Source organism: Lactiplantibacillus sp. C232 (assembly GCF_023806725.1).
GTDB lineage: Bacteria > Bacillota > Bacilli > Lactobacillales > Lactobacillaceae > Lactiplantibacillus > Lactiplantibacillus plantarum.
In genome coordinates, this window is sequence record NZ_JAMSKZ010000008.1 from 146,703 (window position 1) to 163,494 (window position 16,792).

Genomic DNA, 16,792 nt, shown 5'->3' on the forward strand with positions numbered 1-16,792 from the left:
ATAAAACAGACGGCGAGTGCGAATACTCGACGTCTGTTTTATTATTCAGTAGAACATTTAATTAACTGTTTAGATAAGTTTATTAATTAATAACCATTATAATTAACTCATGTTAACTTGACATATAAATTTAATATGTAAAAAATATTGATGGAATCAATTGTCAAAAAGCCGATTAAATCGGGGATAGACGGCTATTTTTGACCAGCTAAACTGTGACCGGTAGTCAAAGTTATTTGTGTAAATTTTGTAATTATGCAATAATAATATTGTTAATAAAGTTTGTTAACAAATATAACTATTCGTCTTAATAATTGATTCGCACCATTTTTAAAAAAATATTGCGAGTGAAACGTTGACTTAATTGAGGTCGTCAAGGATACGGTTATCGAGCGGCAATGATGAATCGTATCAAAAATATTGATTTAACAGGAATCAATTCGCAATATTTTTTTAAAAATCATGCGAAGGGACAATGGCTTGTTTTGAACGGTTAATGAAAAAAGTACAAATTTCAGGAAGGATGCTGTTAGTATGCAACAACCAATTAATTATATTATGAATATCATGCACCTTGAACGGGACTTAAAACGACTTACGTCGAACTGGTCGTCCGCCACAGGGCTTAGTTTGAACGAGTTACGGATCTTAGTTTATGTCGAACAACATCCTGGTATCCAGATTGGTGATGTGGCAAATGCGTTGAATGTGGCGAAAGCCTCGTTGGCACAAAACATTGGCACCTTAATAACCCAAGGATGGTTGAAAAGTCAACCAATTAAACAAGACCGGCGTTTACGGGTCTTAACGCTTACGAAGGCTGGTCAGGATCGAATGAAAGATGTTGATGCACAATTGACTAAATCACTTGACACGACGCCAGCAACACAGTTAGCGGATCAATTATCAGCTTTGCAATTATAGGCAGATGTACACGTTCACGGATATTAAGTGAAGTAATATCCTTAACGCGGGATAAAGGGGAGACTCTTTGTCCCGCGCTTTTGTTTTAGCACTTAATAGTGGGGAGCATTATAGGTTAACAATTACTTTGTTTAGTTTACTCTAGGTTAAGTAATTTAAACTTAATAAGATTGATTGAGGTGTAATGGAGCGTATGCATTATAATGTTGAACCGCTAAGAACGGACCAAGAAATCGATGATTTTTTATGGGCTGTTTCACAAGCGCGTTATGGGGAGCGTAATCGCATGATTGTTTTGGTTGGAATTAACACGGGATTACGAATGAGTGATATTTTACGACTGAAGGTTGGGCAAGTACGTGGCAAAGATCGTGTTATGATCATGGAACAAAAAACGGGCAAGAAGCGCTGGTTGTTTTTGAAAAACCTCAAAACGGAATTAGCCCACTTTACGCGGTATCGGGGGGCAAATGAACCGTTATTCTGTAGTGGTCGGGGCGGAGCTTTAACCGTTAATGGTGTCTATCGAGTCTTTCAGACGGCCGGTGAGTACCTGGAGCGGGATGATATTGGTACGCACACGTTGCGCAAGACGTTTGGCTATCATTATTATCAAAAGACTCGTGACATTGCCGGATTGATGATGATTTTTAATCATTCCAGCGAGCAGGTGACAAAACGCTATATTGGCATTGAGCGTGATAATTTGGAACGACAATTATGGGACTTTAAATTAGGTGTTTAATTATGGCAGAGACGCGGTCTATTTCATAGCGACTCAATGAAGATTTGAGGTAGGCACAAAAAAGAGCCGGAAGTGTAAACGATTGTTTACGCTTCTGGCTCTAAATTTAATTATCTTATTCGGACTTCGTCTCAGCCGCCAAAACAATCTTGCCGTCTTCAACTTTTGCAACCATGTTCTTAACGTCGCCGTGGTCCAAATAGAAATCGGCGATGCGATCTTCGATTTGTTCCTGAATAACACGCCGGAGTGGGCGAGCCCCCATCTGAGGGTTGTAACCTAGTTCAACGAGTTTTTCCTCGACAGGTTCTGTGACGTGGACGTGTAAGCCTTGGTTAGCTAACATACCGTTGACGTCTTCGATCATCAAACCAACGATCTTCATCAAGTTTTCCTTAGATAAAGCGTTGAATTGAATGATGTCATCGAACCGGTTTAAGAATTCTGGCTTGAAGTAGTCCGTCAACCGGCTAGTGATATCGTGCGTCTTGCCTTCAGCAGCGGCACCAAAACCGACATTAGCTTCACTGTCGCCAGTCCCAGCGTTGGAAGTCATGATGATGATCGTATCCTTGAAGCTGACAGTCCGACCTTGTGAGTCGGTCAGCCGGCCATCATCGAGGATTTGCAAGAACATGTGCATGACATCCGGATGAGCCTTTTCAACTTCGTCTAGTAAGACTAGGCTATATGGATGACGACGAACCTGTTCAGTTAACTGACCGGCTTCTTCGTAGCCGACATAGCCAGGCGGTGAACCGATCAACTTAGCCACTGAATGTGGTTCCATGTATTCACTCATGTCAAACCGAATCATGGCATCTTGAGAACCAAACAGTTCCTTAGCAAGTTGTTTAGCCAATTCAGTTTTACCAACCCCGGTTGGGCCGACAAACATGAAGGAACCAATTGGCCGGCCAGTTCCGTTCAGACCGATTCGATTACGCCGGATGGCCCGGGCAACTGCTTCAACCGCTTGGTCTTGACCAATAACCGTACTCTTAAGGTCGGGTGCTAAGGTCTTCATTTGAGCCTGTTCCTTAGCCTGCAAGTCACCAACTGGAATACTTGTCTTTTCTTCGACAATTTGTTCCATGTCCTTGACTGTTACAGTGGCAGTATCGTTATTAGGCTGGTCTGAACTTTCATCGGGCTTAGCTTTTTCTAACTTAGCAACTTGATCGCGATAGTAGGCGGCTTTTTCGTAGTCTTCCTTCTTCAAGGCGTCCTGTTTCTGCTTTTCTGCCTCGTCGATCTTTTCTTGAATCGTCTTTGGATCGACCGTCTTCAACGTCAAGTTCTTACGTGAACCAGCTTCATCGAGTAAATCGATGGCCTTATCAGGTAAGAAACGATCTTGAATGTAACGATTTGACAACTTGACGGCTGCCACAATGGCATCTTGATCGTACTTAACGTGATGATAGTCTTCGTACTTCTTCTGAATACCTTCGAGAATCTTGATAGATTCTTCCACGCTCGGTTCGTTGACCGTGACCGGTTGGAACCGGCGGGCGAGGGCGGCATCCTTTTCGATGTCGCGGTATTCGTTTAATGTCGTGGCCCCAACTAATTGGAAATCACCACGGGCAAGGGCGGGTTTCAGGACGTTCCCAGCATCCATACCACCTTCAGCATTACCGGCACCCATGATTTCATGGATTTCGTCAATGAAGAGGATGATATTCGGATTGCTTTGAACTTCCTTCATTAATTGTTGCATTCGTTGTTCAAATTGACCTCGAATACCGGTACCTTGAACAAGGGAAGCCACGTCCAAACGAATAATTTCTTTATCTAACAGTTTTTGTGGAACTTGACCAGAAACGATTTTCTGTGCTAGTCCTTCCACGACCGCCGTTTTACCAACCCCAGCTTCACCAATTAAAACGGGGTTATTCTTGGTCCGGCGATTCAAAATCTCGATAACCCGATTAATTTCGGTATCGCGACCAATCACTGGATCGATTTTGCCCTGTTTAGCTTGTGCTGTTAAGTTGAAGCCGTATTGGCCAAGGAGGCCACCGCCGTTGTTATTGCCACGACGATTGCCGCCATTAGGACCAGCTGGCTGGGTCGGTGGGGTCTGTTGTTGCCGGTAAGCGTTATTAGGATCAACGCCACCCTGCATTGCACGGAAAATGTCGTCAAGACCACCAAAACCGAATGGATCTTGTGCCATATCAGCACCTCCAACTCCGTTATTTGGTTGCTGTTCCTGATTCTTTAGCAGTTGATAGCAATTTTGACAAAGGTTGATTTGTCGCCGCTGACCGTTGACGCTCGTATATAAATGGATCGTCGCTTCGTTCTTATGGCAATTGTCACAAAGCATTATGCTGTCACACACCTTTCGCATCAGAAATATAACTAAATCGATTAGGATCATAGTTAAAGGTTCATCGGCTCTTTGACCTTTGTTGACCTTTGACTATTAGTATAGCGAATTTACGGACTGTTGCAAGTGAAAAGCCTCAGGGTCAAAACTGGACGTGCGGCCGGGATAATTCGCAATGGCTGATTGATTCAATTATTTCTGAATAGTCTGGATAGTCGCAACTCATAGCTTGTCATGTAACCGGATTCGTTGTATATTAATTATCTGGTTAGGATAAGTGATGATGTAACTGTCTGTCTATATTATAGTACAAAGCGGTTTTTTTGCATGTATCGAGCCTGACCAGTTTTGATGTTTGCAGCGCATCGTTTTTCATTGGTGACCGTCAACAGCCAGTGAGCGGCGGAGAACTTTGTTCGTAAATATCAAAATAATGATGCAGTAATGTGTCAACCTAACTTTGAGGAGGCGGTAATTGTTTGGCAACGGATTATACCCAGTTAATGGAAGCGTTGCGTCATGGCGAACGCGACAGTTTTACCGTAACGCCGGATGAATTTATGGCTTTTCACGATGCCTATATGAAGTATGAGTATCGTAAACGAGTCATTGGTATGGCAGACTTAGATGGCCGCATTGTTTACCATTTCGAGAAGGATGGTAAGACAACCAATTAATAGGCCTAGCTTGAATGAAAGGGCTTGTATTTTAATTGGATAATTGCTATCATCATTATTAAGGGCTCTTGAGTATACGTGTTGGCGGCAACTCGAATTGACTCGGAACCAATTTTAAATTTATTTATCTTGAAGGAGATCGAATAGTTATGGAAAAGAAAGAATTTCACGTTATCGCAGACACTGGTATCCACGCACGTCCCGCAACTTTATTGGTACAATCAGCAAGTAAGTTCAACTCAGAAATTACGTTGCAATACCAAGACAAGTCCGTTAACTTAAAGTCCATCATGGGTGTTATGTCACTCGGTGTTGGTAAAGACGCTGACGTTACCATTTCTGCTGAAGGTGCCGACGAAGCCGACGCTATCGCAGCTTTAACTGAAACGATGAAGAAAGAAGGATTATCTGAATAATGGCTGAAAAGGTACTAAAAGGAATTGCGGCCAGTGATGGTGTTGCAATTGCTAAGGCCTATATGCTAGTTGATCCAGATTTATCATTCGAAAAGACAACAGTTTCCGATACGGATGCTGAAGTTGCACGGTTACATGACGCTTTCGATGCTTCCAAGGCTGAACTAAAGGTCATTAAAGACAAAGCGGTTGAAAACTTGGGTGAAGAAGAAGCAGAAGTTTTTGAAGCTCATATCACCATTTTGTCTGACCCAGAAATGCTCGGACAAATTGAAGGTAAGATCAAGGATGATAAAGTCAATGCTGAAGAAGCTTTGAAGGAAGTTACTGATACTTTCATTTCAATGTTTGAAGCGATGACGGATAATGCATATATGCAAGAACGAGCCGGTGATATTCGCGACGTAACGAAGCGGGTCTTAAGCCACTTGTTAGGGGTAACCTTACCAAGTCCAGCTTTAATTGACTCCGAAGTAATCGTGGTTGCCCACGATTTAACACCTAGTGATACAGCTCAACTTGATCGTAAGTATGTTAAGGGCTTCATTACTGACATTGGTGGTCGGACTAGTCATTCAGCCATCATGTCACGGACGCTTGAAATTCCAGCGGTCGTTGGATCTGAATCTGCCACGACTGATATCAAAGAAGGCGATACGGTCGTCTTGGATGGTATCAACGGTGACGCTTTAGTAGCCCCAACGGATGCTGAAGTTGCTGATTACCAACAAAAGGCTAAAGACTTTGTTGCGCAAAAGGCTGAATGGGCTAAGTTGAAGAACGAGGCCACCGTTTCTAAGGACGGCAAGCACTTTGAATTAGCTTCTAACATCGGGACACCTGACGATATGGATGGGGTTTTGGATGCTGGCTCTGAAGCCATTGGATTATTCCGTTCAGAATTCTTGTACATGAACAGTTCAGAATTACCTGACGAAGATACCCAATTCGAAGCTTACAAGAAGGTTGTCGAAGGGATGAACGGCAAACCCGTTATTGTTCGGACCATGGATATCGGTGGTGACAAGGAATTACCTTACTTGCCATTACCTGATGAAATGAACCCATTCTTGGGTTATCGGGCTATTCGGATTTCCCTCGATCGTGATGACATCTTCCGGACCCAGTTACGTGCGTTATTACGTGCGTCACATTACGGTCAATTACGGATTATGTTCCCAATGATTGCAACGCTTGACGAATTCCGTAAAGCCAAAGCTATCTTTGAGGAAGAAAAAGCCAAGTTGGTTGCAGCTGGTACGCCTGTTGCTGACGACATCAAGCTTGGTATCATGATTGAAATCCCAGCGGCAGCTATTTTAGCTGACCAGTTTGCTAAGGAAGTCGACTTCTTTAGTATTGGGACTAACGACTTGATTCAATACTCATTTGCTGCTGATCGTGGTAACGAACAAGTGTCATACTTGTATCAACCATACAACCCATCGTTGTTGCGTTTGATCAAGCATGTTATTGACGCTGCTCACGCGAACGGCCGCTTCACGGGTATGTGTGGTGAAGTTGCTGGGGATCAGATTGCGGTGCCATTATTGATGGGCTTAGGTTTGGATGAATTCTCAATGAGTTCAACTTCCGTGCTTAAGACACGTTCATTAATGAAGAAACTTGATACTAAGGAAATGGCTAAATTAGCTGATAAGGCACTTAACGAGTGTGTTACTAACGAAGAAGTCAAAGAATTAGTTGAAAAGAACGTCTTCGGTAAATAAACAATCAAACTAAGAGCAAATCTGTGGATTTGCTCTTTTTTTGTGGGTAAATGCGGGTCATTAACCAGTTTGTACTAGCCCCGGGTTTAGCACGACGGGGGAGTGGGCTACCCGCACCGGTATGATGAGAGCTGGCACAGTACATGACGCGAATTGACTGGACATTTAGGCATTGTGATAATTGTCCATAGTTGCGACCGCGCTAGTCAATGATGGACACAGGGCACATTGCTACTCGCTGTTGACGGTGAAGAGTTGGTGTAGTGGAAACGATGTAATGGCGGTGTTGAGTGATGCCTAGCGATTACAATTCATCATTTCGAATTCATTTTCTATAGGTGTAGCTGGTCAGATAGATTTTGTCATGAACTCTTAATTTATATTAAGATTATTTGCAACTCGGATATTTAACCAATATAATGTTTATAATATAGGCATTAAGTCGAATTCGTGATGATCATGAAATAATGATCTAAGCGCGGTTAAGCAACATCGATTAGCAGCACGGTTAATTGATGGAAATAAGGGGAGAATCTACGTGAATATCGGGATATTTACAGACACATACTATCCACAAGTGAGTGGGGTCGCAACGTCAATCAAGGTGTTACGCAATCAACTCGAACGGGCTGGTCATCAAGTCTATATCTTTACGACCACGGATCCCCATGTTGATAAGAATATTTATGAACGCAATATTTTTCGGTTTACGAGTATTCCATTTGTTTCGTTCACGGATCGGCGCATCGCCGTTCGCGGGCTTTTTAAGGCTTACCAGGTTGCTAAGGATCTTGGCCTGGATATTGTTCATACGCAGACAGAATTCTCCATGGGGATGATTGGTAAGTTTGTTGCCAAACAATTAAAAGTCCCATGTATCCATACGTACCACACGATGTATGAGGATTATCTACATTATATTGCGAATGGTAAGTTGTTAAAGCCATACCACGTTAAGGAGGCCACACGGGCGTATTGTTATCATCTGAACGGGATTGTAGCACCGAGTGAGCGGGTTGCAAATACACTGACGGGCTACGGCGTTAAAGCGCCAATTCGCATTATTCCGACTGGAATCGACATTAATCAGTACGAGCAGCAGTCGACGGTGGATTATCGGCAAAGACTCGGCTATCAGTCTGATACGCCAGTATTACTTTCCTTGAGTCGTTTGGCCTACGAGAAAAACATTCACGAAGTCATTGCAGCCCTACCGGCGATCTTAGAACAGGTGCCGAATGCCCAACTCCTGATTGTAGGTGATGGTCCGGCACGTGAAACACTGGAAAATCAGGTTCAAGACGCCGGCTTAACGGCGCACGTACAATTTACCGGTGAAATTGATAATGATGAAGTTTATAACTATTACCAGATGGCTGACCTGTTCGTTTCGGCTTCGAACTCAGAATCACAGGGGCTGACGTACATTGAAGCAATGGCTGCTGGCCTTAAAACGGTAGTGGCTGCTAGTCCGTACACGGATCAATTACTTGATGATCCGTCACTGGGGACGACCTTTACAAGTGAGACCGATCTGATCAAGGATGTTGTGCGTTATTTACAACATCCCAATACTTTTAACGATCCCAAGCCACGGCAGAAGAAGCTTTACCAAATTTCCGCAGAGTATTTCGGCAAGCAAGTGATCAACTACTATCAAGACGTACAGCTGGCGTATTCTGAATCAGCGGATAAATCGGCGAATATTAGTAATTAACGTGTGTCAAATCGTCAATGAGCACCGCCAAAACGGGGATGCTTATTCGACGTATGACGCGTAAGGGGACGAATTATGTTAGACATTACCATGTTTTCAAAAGCTGACTCCGTCAAGGGTCAGGGAGTCGGCAGCGCCTATCTAGAATTGATGCGGTTGTTGCGGACCCATTGGCAGGATGAATTTAATATTAAAGTCAATCGATATGGGCGCTCCGCCGTTTCACATTACCATACGGTTAATCCAATGTTTTACCTGTCTACGTTTATGCCTAATCGAGGCCGTAAAATCGGTTACGTGCATTTCTTACCAGAGACGCTCGAGGGTAGCTTGAAGTTGCCACGACCATTCCAAATGATTTTCAATCGTTATTTAATCTCATTTTATAAGCGGATGGACCACATTGTGGTGGTGAACCCGACCTTCATTCCAAAATTGGAAGCATACCATATCAAAAGAGCGGATGTAACGTATATTCCGAATTTTGTCAGCAAACGTGAATTTTACGAAATGACTAAGGCTAAACAGTTGCGCTTGCGCCAACAATACGGCTATGATCAAAATAAATTCATGATTATCGGGACCGGTCAGATTCAGGATCGGAAAGGTGTTCCTGATTTTATTACGCTTGCAAAGCAGAATCCAGATATCCAGTTTGTATGGGCCGGTGGGTTCTCGTTTGGCCGAATTACGGATGGTTATCAGGAGTTGAAGCAGGTGGTGGATAACCCGCCAGCTAATCTGTCGTTTCCAGGCATCGTTCCTCGTGAGAAATTGGTGGACTATTATAATATGGCGGATCTTTTCTTACTGCCTTCTTATAACGAGTTATTTCCGATGTCCGTGTTGGAAGCTTTCAGTTGTGGGACACCAGTATTGCTCCGGGATTTAGATTTGTACCGGGCAATCATTGATGGCTACTATCAAGCGGCCAGTGATGTTGATGATATGCAACGACAGATCGACCAGTTACGCCATAATCCAGCCGGGTTGCAATTCTTGCATGACAAGGCGGTTTTGGCTGCTCAGGATTATTCGGAAGAGCGCCTTGCCAAAGTTTGGCATGATTTTTATTTGCAACAGGCAAAAGAGGGGTAGTCAATGACAAGAAAAAATATCTGGTCATTACTCGTAATGGTTGCGTTAGGCGTCGGCATTTCGTGGTACTCACTGCGCAATGTCAAACTAAGCAATCTAATGGACGATATTCTCACTTTGAATTGGTGGTGGTTATTAGTTGCGTTAGGGTGTGTCGGACTATACTTCGGTCTGGAAGCCGTGGTGGTGCAAAAGTTTGTCAGGCACCGTTATCGGAACTATCGCTTTAAGAGTGCCCTGCGCGTTCCTTTAGCCGAGCAACTATTCAACGGTATCACCCCGTTTTCTTCGGGTGGCCAACCTGCCCAAATCTTCGTGATGGCACAATCAGGGATTGACGCTGGGCGGGCAAGTTCAGTTGCATTGATGAAGTTTGTTGTTTTTCAGGCCATGGTGGTATTGAATTTCTTATTCGCCATGTTAATTGGTTTTCATTACTTAGCTGAAAAGTTAAGTTACCTGTCACTATACGTTTTGTTAGGTTTTCTGATTCACTTTGCGGTGATTGTTGGTCTGTTGCTGGTGATGTACTGGTATAACTTTACAAAACGAGCAGTGAAGATCGTCTTGATCCCGGTCAGCTGGTTTATGAAAGCTGAGCGATTTGCCAAGTTTGAAAACAATATTAGTGAAAAAATCGATTCGTTCTACGAAGAAAGCGTTCGAATGACCAAGGACTGGCGGATGCTGGTCGAAGTTTGTATCGTCACCTTCTTACAGCTACTGTTTTACTACCTGATTCCGTATTTTATTATGCGGGCAATGGGAATCGATGATGTTAATTTGATTATGGTGACTAGTTTGAACGTGTTGATCTTCTTAGTGACATCACTATTCCCGATTCCAGGTGGGGCCGGTGGTGCTGAATTTGGTTTCACGGCGTTGTTTGCTAAGTTCATTCCCAGCCACAGTAAGCTGATTTTAGCGATGCTGATCTGGCGGATCTTAACGTATTATTTAGGACTATTCTTAGGGATGATCGCCATGGCGATGCGGCCTGAAAAAGCAGAAGAAATTCCGATTGCGGCACCTAGCCGGTCGGATTCACAAGAACAGTAATTTTAATGGGCCGACATCATTGTTCGACCCATTTTTCGCGGTTACGAATTAAAGGAAGGTACTATGTTAAAGTTAATCAAACAACGGTTGGTATGGGGACTAGTGTTGACAGCGACAGTCAGCGGGGTGTTGAGCTGCAATGTAGCGGCACACGCGACCAGTAGTAAGGCGGATGAGGTCAAAGCCGCCTACGTGATGGATGCCAAGTCTGGTCAGGTCGTTTATGCGCAGAATGCCGATCAGAAATTACCAATTGCGTCCTTGAGTAAGCTCATGACGCTGTATTTAGTTGAACGGGCCATCGAGCATGGTCAAATCAAGTGGACGGATGCAGTCCCAATTCGCAAAAATGTCCGCAAGATGGCAACCAGTGCAACTTTATCCGTAATGCCGATGCCTGCCAAGGAGACGTTTACGGTTAGGGAGTTATTCGCAGCTACCTTGGTAGGGTCTTCGAATAGTGGTGCCATTGCGCTGGGGGAGTATGTTGCTGGCAGTAATGATAAGTTCATTAAATTAATGAATCAACAAGCGGCCAAATGGCATTTGGATGCGAGTTTTATTAGCGCTTCGGGACTTGATAATACTGATTTAAAAAATTACGATTTAAAAATCAAGGGAACCAGCGATCAGGACCAAAATCTGGTGTCAGCAAGGGCTGTGACGACCATTGCGCAACATTTGATTGATGCTTACCCCGATGTTATTCAAGTTGCTAATCAACGTTCAGTCAAAATTCATAAGTATACGGTCCCAACTTCGGTGGAGATCCTGAAGGGCGCCGAGTACTATGATCCCCGCGTGCCAGTCGATGGACTGAAGACCGGTTATACGAATCAGGCCGGTGCTTGCTTAGTCGCTACATACCGGCAGAACGGCCACCGGATGATTGCAACAACACTTGGCGGTGCGTGGCAGTTTACGGCGAACAACAACTTGCGGCTGATGCTCAAAACGACCGAGCAGTATAAGCAGGTTGTGCCTAAGAGCATCAATTATCAGATTCCGGGGACGCAGACCAAAGTGCGTCTGGTGACGAAGTACAATTCAAAACTGTGGGTGAATAGTAAGCAGCCAATGACGCAGACCAAAATTGCTTTGTGGCCATTACATCGGACAGCGCCAAATTATCTGGCTGCTAATACGGCCGTTCTTAAATTGCGATTGACGGATCCATTGTCAGGAACGACGAAGGAAGTCATTTATCGGACGCCTGAAGCGCTGACGATGCTTGGACCACTTCAATGGGCAACAGCGCCCGCAAAACGGACCACCACGGGCACGTATGCGTTCGCAAAGTGATGCTCGCTTAATAGATCGTGTGATGCTGAAGACAAATAAAGGTGCGCCAACTATCGTAATTTACGAGTAGTTGGCGCACCTTTTTGAGTTGAATCCAATTCAGTCATTGAAATGACTAACAGTGATGACCTAGGACAGTTAGTTGGTGGACTGTCGTTGCTTAGTTGATACAGTTAGCAGGTTCCTGCATATATGCAGTGAGGCGATCCATGGCCTGGTGGAGCTTTTCCATGCTAGCAGCGTAACTTAGACGCACGTAGCCTTCCCCCTCGGCACCAAAACCAGTCCCTGGAATAATCGCGAGCTGATTCTTGCGTGCTAAGTCTTTACAGAATGCCATCGAGTCTTGTTCAAAGCCAGCTGGAATTTTCGCGAAGATATAAAAGGCTCCGGTAGGACGTGCGATTTTGAAACCGAGCTTCGACATCGTTTGATAAACGAAATCACGCCGAGCTTGGTATTCTTGCCGCATTGGTTGCGCATCATCGATTCCGTTGGTGAGGGCTTCAACACCAGCCTTCTGAGCAATCGTGGTTGCTGCAGTGACGTAGTATTGGTGGACTTTTTTAAGTTGGGCCGTCATTTCCTTAGAGGCAAACAGGAAGCCGATTCGCCAGCCAGTCATGGCATGAGACTTCGATAAGCCATTGATCAGGATCACTTCGTCAGGAATGAATTTAGCAATTGAGACGTGGTCGCTACCGTAAGTCAGTTCACTGTAAATTTCATCGGATACGACCCACAAGTTATGGCGATGGAAACAGTCGGCGAGCGCTTTGATTTCATCTTCAACATAGGTGACACCAGTGGGGTTATTCGGGTAGTTTAACACGATTCCCTTGAAGTTCTCGTCAGGATGAGCAGCAATAAAATCGTCGACCATCTTAGGCGTAATGACAAAATCGTTAACGCCTGTATCCATGAAGAGGGGCTTGGCGTGTGCTTCTTGAATGATGGGGATGTACGCTGGAAAGATTGGGGACGGAATGATAATGGCGTCGCCAGGATTACAGATCGTCGTTAATGCAGTTGCGATAGCTTCAGTCGCTCCCACGGTCACTAAGACTTGGTCTTCAGCATCATAGTGGACGCCGTACTTTGTCTCTTGAAAGTGGGCGGCCGCTTGGCGTAGCTCCAACAGACCTGCCATGCCAGTATAGTGGGAGTAGTTGTCATCAATCGCCTTTTTAGCAGCCGCTTTAACGTGCTCAGGCGTGTTGAAATCGGGTTCACCGAGCGTTAACTTGACCATATCAGGTATCGCACTAACTTCTTCGTCAAACTGGCGGATGGTTGAAACTTGAATGTGACTGATGGTTTCATTGAGATCGTCTCTAAATAGTGTCATATATCCGAACTCCTTTAATTTATAAGTTGTTCTAATTTTAGCACAACTTCTCACCGTCTTAGCAGGAAGTTAGGGTATAATTATAAGTGTGAAAATTTGTGGTAAAAATGGGCTTTCTACTAAAAAAACGTGTTATTAGTCCTATTTTTTGCTAGAATGTAAACAAAACTTGAAGGAGCGAGATTAGTATAATGGATAAATCTGAACTATCAGCAATTCTCAAACGACTAGAAGCCATGCGCACAACTGAAGCAACCGAAGTGCAATCACGGCGGTTCGAAAAGGAAGGCGTTCAACGTGGGCAAGTAGCGTATGATCCCGCTACCTCGACGTACACGTTACAAGAATTCAATCCAGACCAAACGTTTGAATTTGATAACATTGACCTCGTGGCAATTGAATTATACGATTTGCTAACGGATAACTAGATTCCCCCAAAATCCAGATAGATTTTCGATAGATCCATATTATGACGCGTTGTAATGTTGAAGAATTTTTGAAGAAATCTTCAAGATATTGCTAACTAGTACGCAACCGTTATAATATGGATTTGTTAATAGCAATAACGGAGGAAGAAATTACCATGCCTAAATTTATAAAAAACACGGTTGGGAAGGTCAACACAACGTTGGGCTTTTACCTCCTAACCGTGGTCTTATTTTGGCTAAAGACATATATCGCTTATAAGAGCGAGTTTACTTTAGGGGTTAAGGGACCCGTTCAGGAATTTATCTTGTTCTTGAATCCATTTCCGACAGCGATCGTGCTGCTCGGTATTGCCCTATATTTCCGTGGTCGCTTAAAGTATTGGATTATGATGATCATTGACGCCCTACAGACGACGTGGTTATTTGCCAATATCTTGTATTACCGGGAATTCTCTGATTTCATGTCGGCGGGGGTAATTAAGAGTTCCGGTGCTGCTAGTAATAACCTCGGAAAGAGTTTGGGACAGATCATTCATGGAACCGACTTCCTAGTTTATGCAGATGTCGTGTTGCTGATTCTGTTATTAGCCTTCAAGGTCATTCGGATCGATCCACGGCCTTTCAAAATTCGGTATGCGGCAACACTGACCATGATTGGGGTGGCGTTGTTTGCTGTTGACCTCGGCATGTCTGAACATGACCGTTCAGATTTATTGACGCGGACTTTTGATAACAACTACATCGTTAAGTACTTGGGACTCAACACATATGCAGGGTATAGCTTCTATCAGACCGAAAAGGAAAGTGCGACGCGCGCCCAAGCAAGTAGTAGTGATATGAAGAGTGTGCTAGCCTACCTCAAGAAAAACCAGGCTGGCGAGAACGTCAAATACTTTGGTAAAGCGAAGGGCAAGAACGTCTTCGTGATTCATTTGGAAAGTTTCCAGCAATTTTTAATTGATTATAAGGTCGATGGTAAGGAAGTTACCCCGAACCTGAACAAGTTCTATCATGATAAGAGTACTTTGAGTTTTGATAATTTCTACCATCAAGTGGCGCAAGGGAAGACCTCTGATGCTGAAATGATGATGGAAAACTCTTTGTTTGGTTTACCAACCGGGTCAGCGATGACGCAGTATGGGACGTCGAACACGTTCCAGGCAGCGCCAGCAATCCTGTCACAAAAGGGCTATACGACTGCGGCTTTCCACGGTGATGTGGCTAGTTTCTGGAATCGGGATAACGCGTATAAGTCGTGGGGGTATAACTACTTCTTCTACTCTTCTTACTATAAAGAGAAGTCAGACTACAATATTGGTTATGGCTTGAAGGATAAAATCTTCTTCAAAGACTCTGTTAAGTATTTGGAGCAATTACCACAACCGTTCTACGCAAAGCTGATTACGTTGACGAACCACTATCCATACGAATTGGATAAGAAGAACCAGTCGATCGATAAGACGACGACCGGGGATTCAACCGTTGATGGCTACGTTCAGACGGCCCATTATCTTGATCAAGCCTTTGCCGAATTCATTAGTTACTTGAAGAAGGCCGGCTTATATAAGAATAGTATGATTGTGCTTTATGGGGATCATTATGGGATTTCAAACAACCATAAGGCTGCCATTGCACAGTTATTGGGTAAAAAGTCGGTAACGAGTTTCGACTTGGCTCAATTCCAGAAAGTACCATTTATGATTCATTCTGAAGGAATCAAGGGCGGTATTAACCACACGTATGGTGGTGAAATTGATGCGTTGCCAACGATTTTTGACCTGTTAGGGATCAAGAACAAGGGCTACATCCAGTTCGGAACGGACTTACTGTCGAAACAGCATAACCAGACAGTGGCTTTCCGGAACGGGGATTTTGTCTCACCGACATATACGAAGATCAGTGGGACAGTCTATGATTCGAAGACCGGTAAGAAGTTAACGGATATGACGACGAAGCAGAAGGATACTGTCAAACAGATGCAAAATCATGTGACGACGGAACTCTCACTCTCTGATCGGGTCATCCAGGGTGACTTACTACGGTTCTACACGCCTAAGGGCTTTAAGAAGGTCAATAAGTCGGACTATAGTTATAAGCTGACTAAGACCCTCAAATCATTGAAAGAGATCCAAGCTGAGAAGAAGACGAGTGTTCTCTCGAAGCATAAGGGCAAATCAACGGAGAGTCTGTATAAGACGGATGCACCAGAACTGTCTAGCTCAAGTGACAGTAGTAGTAGTTCAAGCAGTAGTTCTGATTAATCGAACTCGTATCAACTAAGGGATAACGCTGACAGCGTTATCCCTTTTTGGTTGCGGAAATAAGCTGTCACTTGTTTTGACCACAGCGCGGTACACTATTATTAAGCCGATTGTTGCGCAGTGTGAATTGACGCTGATGGTGAACGATGAAGTATTACCAATTTTGGAGTCCCAAGTAAATGCAAAGTTGGAATGGTAGGCGCGTCGCGGATGTTGTGAACCGATAAAGTACGGTGATGAGGTGGGGAATGCTGACTGATTGGTTGTCTTGATTTGGTAGATTGTCAGCGAAATAATATTCATTATGCTAGCGTTGGTTTACTTTGAAAAACAGTCGTTGAAAATTAAAGGGAGATTTATTGAACTTTTGCTTGCTATCTTAATAAAAACCCCGTAAAATATAGTCTATTGCGACATTAAGCGGTGTTTAAAACTTTTCTGAAATTAATTCATAAAAAGGGTTGACCCGGGTCGTTATTCTTGGTATTATATTTCTTGTCGTTAAGAGCGATATGCAACATTACTCATTATTATGAATATTCAAATTGATGTGAGCATTTACATTGAATAGTTATTCAAAATAATTTATAAAAAGATGTTGACAGCTTGTTCTGATGATGATAAACTTTAATAGTTGCGTTGAGGTAATCAACGAACGATTTAGACCTTTGAAAACTGAACAAAGTTTCGACGAATCAAATGTGTAGGGTCTCTTGATTTTGAATCAAGAGCAAAACATTTGCGAAGTC

The 16,792-nt window shown here is 43.7% G+C and carries 13 protein-coding genes; 11 read left to right on the forward strand and 2 right to left on the reverse strand.

Going from position 1 to position 16,792, the window contains the following annotated elements:
• Positions 1-534: 534 nt before the first annotated feature.
• Both MZO41_RS09525 and MZO41_RS09530 read left to right on the forward strand, forming a co-directional pair.
• Entirely contained in the window at positions 535-924 is a 390-nt protein-coding gene (locus tag MZO41_RS09525; RefSeq protein ID WP_003643287.1) for a MarR family winged helix-turn-helix transcriptional regulator, read from the forward strand.
• A gap of 193 nt (positions 925-1,117) precedes the next feature.
• The gene (locus tag MZO41_RS09530; protein WP_003646539.1) at positions 1,118-1,669 is read left to right on the forward strand and encodes a tyrosine-type recombinase/integrase; all 552 of its coding nucleotides are present in this window, start codon (positions 1,118-1,120) and stop codon (positions 1,667-1,669) included.
• 115 nt (positions 1,670-1,784) lie between these two features.
• Here MZO41_RS09530 and MZO41_RS09535 read toward each other — a convergent pair whose 3' ends face one another.
• Positions 1,785-4,004, reverse strand: coding sequence for an ATP-dependent Clp protease ATP-binding subunit (locus tag MZO41_RS09535; RefSeq protein ID WP_003644206.1), 2,220 nt, complete (start codon positions 4,002-4,004; stop codon positions 1,785-1,787).
• Between the two features lie 482 nt (positions 4,005-4,486).
• Between MZO41_RS09535 and ykzS the strand changes: the two genes are divergently transcribed.
• The 7 genes from ykzS to MZO41_RS09570 all read left to right on the forward strand — a co-directional run bounded on the left by ykzS (position 4,487) and on the right by MZO41_RS09570 (position 12,006).
• Positions 4,487-4,684: a protein YkzS gene (ykzS, locus tag MZO41_RS09540; RefSeq protein ID WP_128650862.1), complete on the forward strand. Its 198-nt coding sequence runs from the start codon at positions 4,487-4,489 to the stop codon at positions 4,682-4,684.
• Positions 4,685-4,833: 149 nt separating this feature from the next.
• The gene (locus MZO41_RS09545; RefSeq protein ID WP_003638282.1) at positions 4,834-5,100 is read left to right on the forward strand and encodes a phosphocarrier protein HPr; all 267 of its coding nucleotides are present in this window, start codon (positions 4,834-4,836) and stop codon (positions 5,098-5,100) included.
• On the forward strand, positions 5,100-6,830 hold the full coding sequence (gene ptsP / locus MZO41_RS09550) for a phosphoenolpyruvate--protein phosphotransferase (protein WP_003646541.1): 1,731 nt from the start codon (positions 5,100-5,102) through the stop codon (positions 6,828-6,830). Before MZO41_RS09545 ends, ptsP begins: the two co-directional genes overlap by 1 nt.
• Positions 6,831-7,368: 538 nt before the next feature.
• Positions 7,369-8,547, forward strand: a complete 1,179-nt coding sequence (locus tag MZO41_RS09555; protein ID WP_003643292.1) for a glycosyltransferase family 4 protein — start codon at positions 7,369-7,371, stop codon at positions 8,545-8,547.
• 75 nt (positions 8,548-8,622) lie between these two features.
• Positions 8,623-9,645, forward strand: a complete 1,023-nt coding sequence (locus tag MZO41_RS09560) for a glycosyltransferase family 4 protein (RefSeq protein WP_003643293.1) — start codon at positions 8,623-8,625, stop codon at positions 9,643-9,645.
• A gap of 3 nt (positions 9,646-9,648) precedes the next feature.
• Positions 9,649-10,704, forward strand: coding sequence for a lysylphosphatidylglycerol synthase transmembrane domain-containing protein (locus tag MZO41_RS09565; protein ID WP_003643294.1), 1,056 nt, complete (start codon positions 9,649-9,651; stop codon positions 10,702-10,704).
• Between the two features lie 63 nt (positions 10,705-10,767).
• Positions 10,768-12,006 (forward strand): D-alanyl-D-alanine carboxypeptidase family protein, encoded by a 1,239-nt coding sequence (locus tag MZO41_RS09570; protein WP_003646542.1) that lies wholly within the window; start codon positions 10,768-10,770, stop codon positions 12,004-12,006.
• 160 nt (positions 12,007-12,166) lie between these two features.
• On the opposite strand, the gene MZO41_RS09575 is transcribed toward MZO41_RS09570, so the two are convergent.
• Complete coding sequence (locus MZO41_RS09575) at positions 12,167-13,354, reverse strand: pyridoxal phosphate-dependent aminotransferase (RefSeq protein ID WP_003643296.1); 1,188 nt, start codon at positions 13,352-13,354, stop codon at positions 12,167-12,169.
• Positions 13,355-13,545: 191 nt separating this feature from the next.
• Between MZO41_RS09575 and MZO41_RS09580 the strand changes: the two genes are divergently transcribed.
• Both MZO41_RS09580 and MZO41_RS09585 read left to right on the forward strand, forming a co-directional pair.
• On the forward strand, positions 13,546-13,782 hold the full coding sequence (locus tag MZO41_RS09580; protein ID WP_003643297.1) for a YkuJ family protein: 237 nt from the start codon (positions 13,546-13,548) through the stop codon (positions 13,780-13,782).
• Between the two features lie 155 nt (positions 13,783-13,937).
• Positions 13,938-16,043 carry an LTA synthase family protein gene (locus MZO41_RS09585; RefSeq protein WP_003644210.1) on the forward strand — a complete coding sequence of 702 codons (2,106 nt, stop codon included), beginning with the start codon at positions 13,938-13,940 and terminating at the stop codon, positions 16,041-16,043.
• The last annotated feature ends 749 nt before the right edge of the window (positions 16,044-16,792 follow it).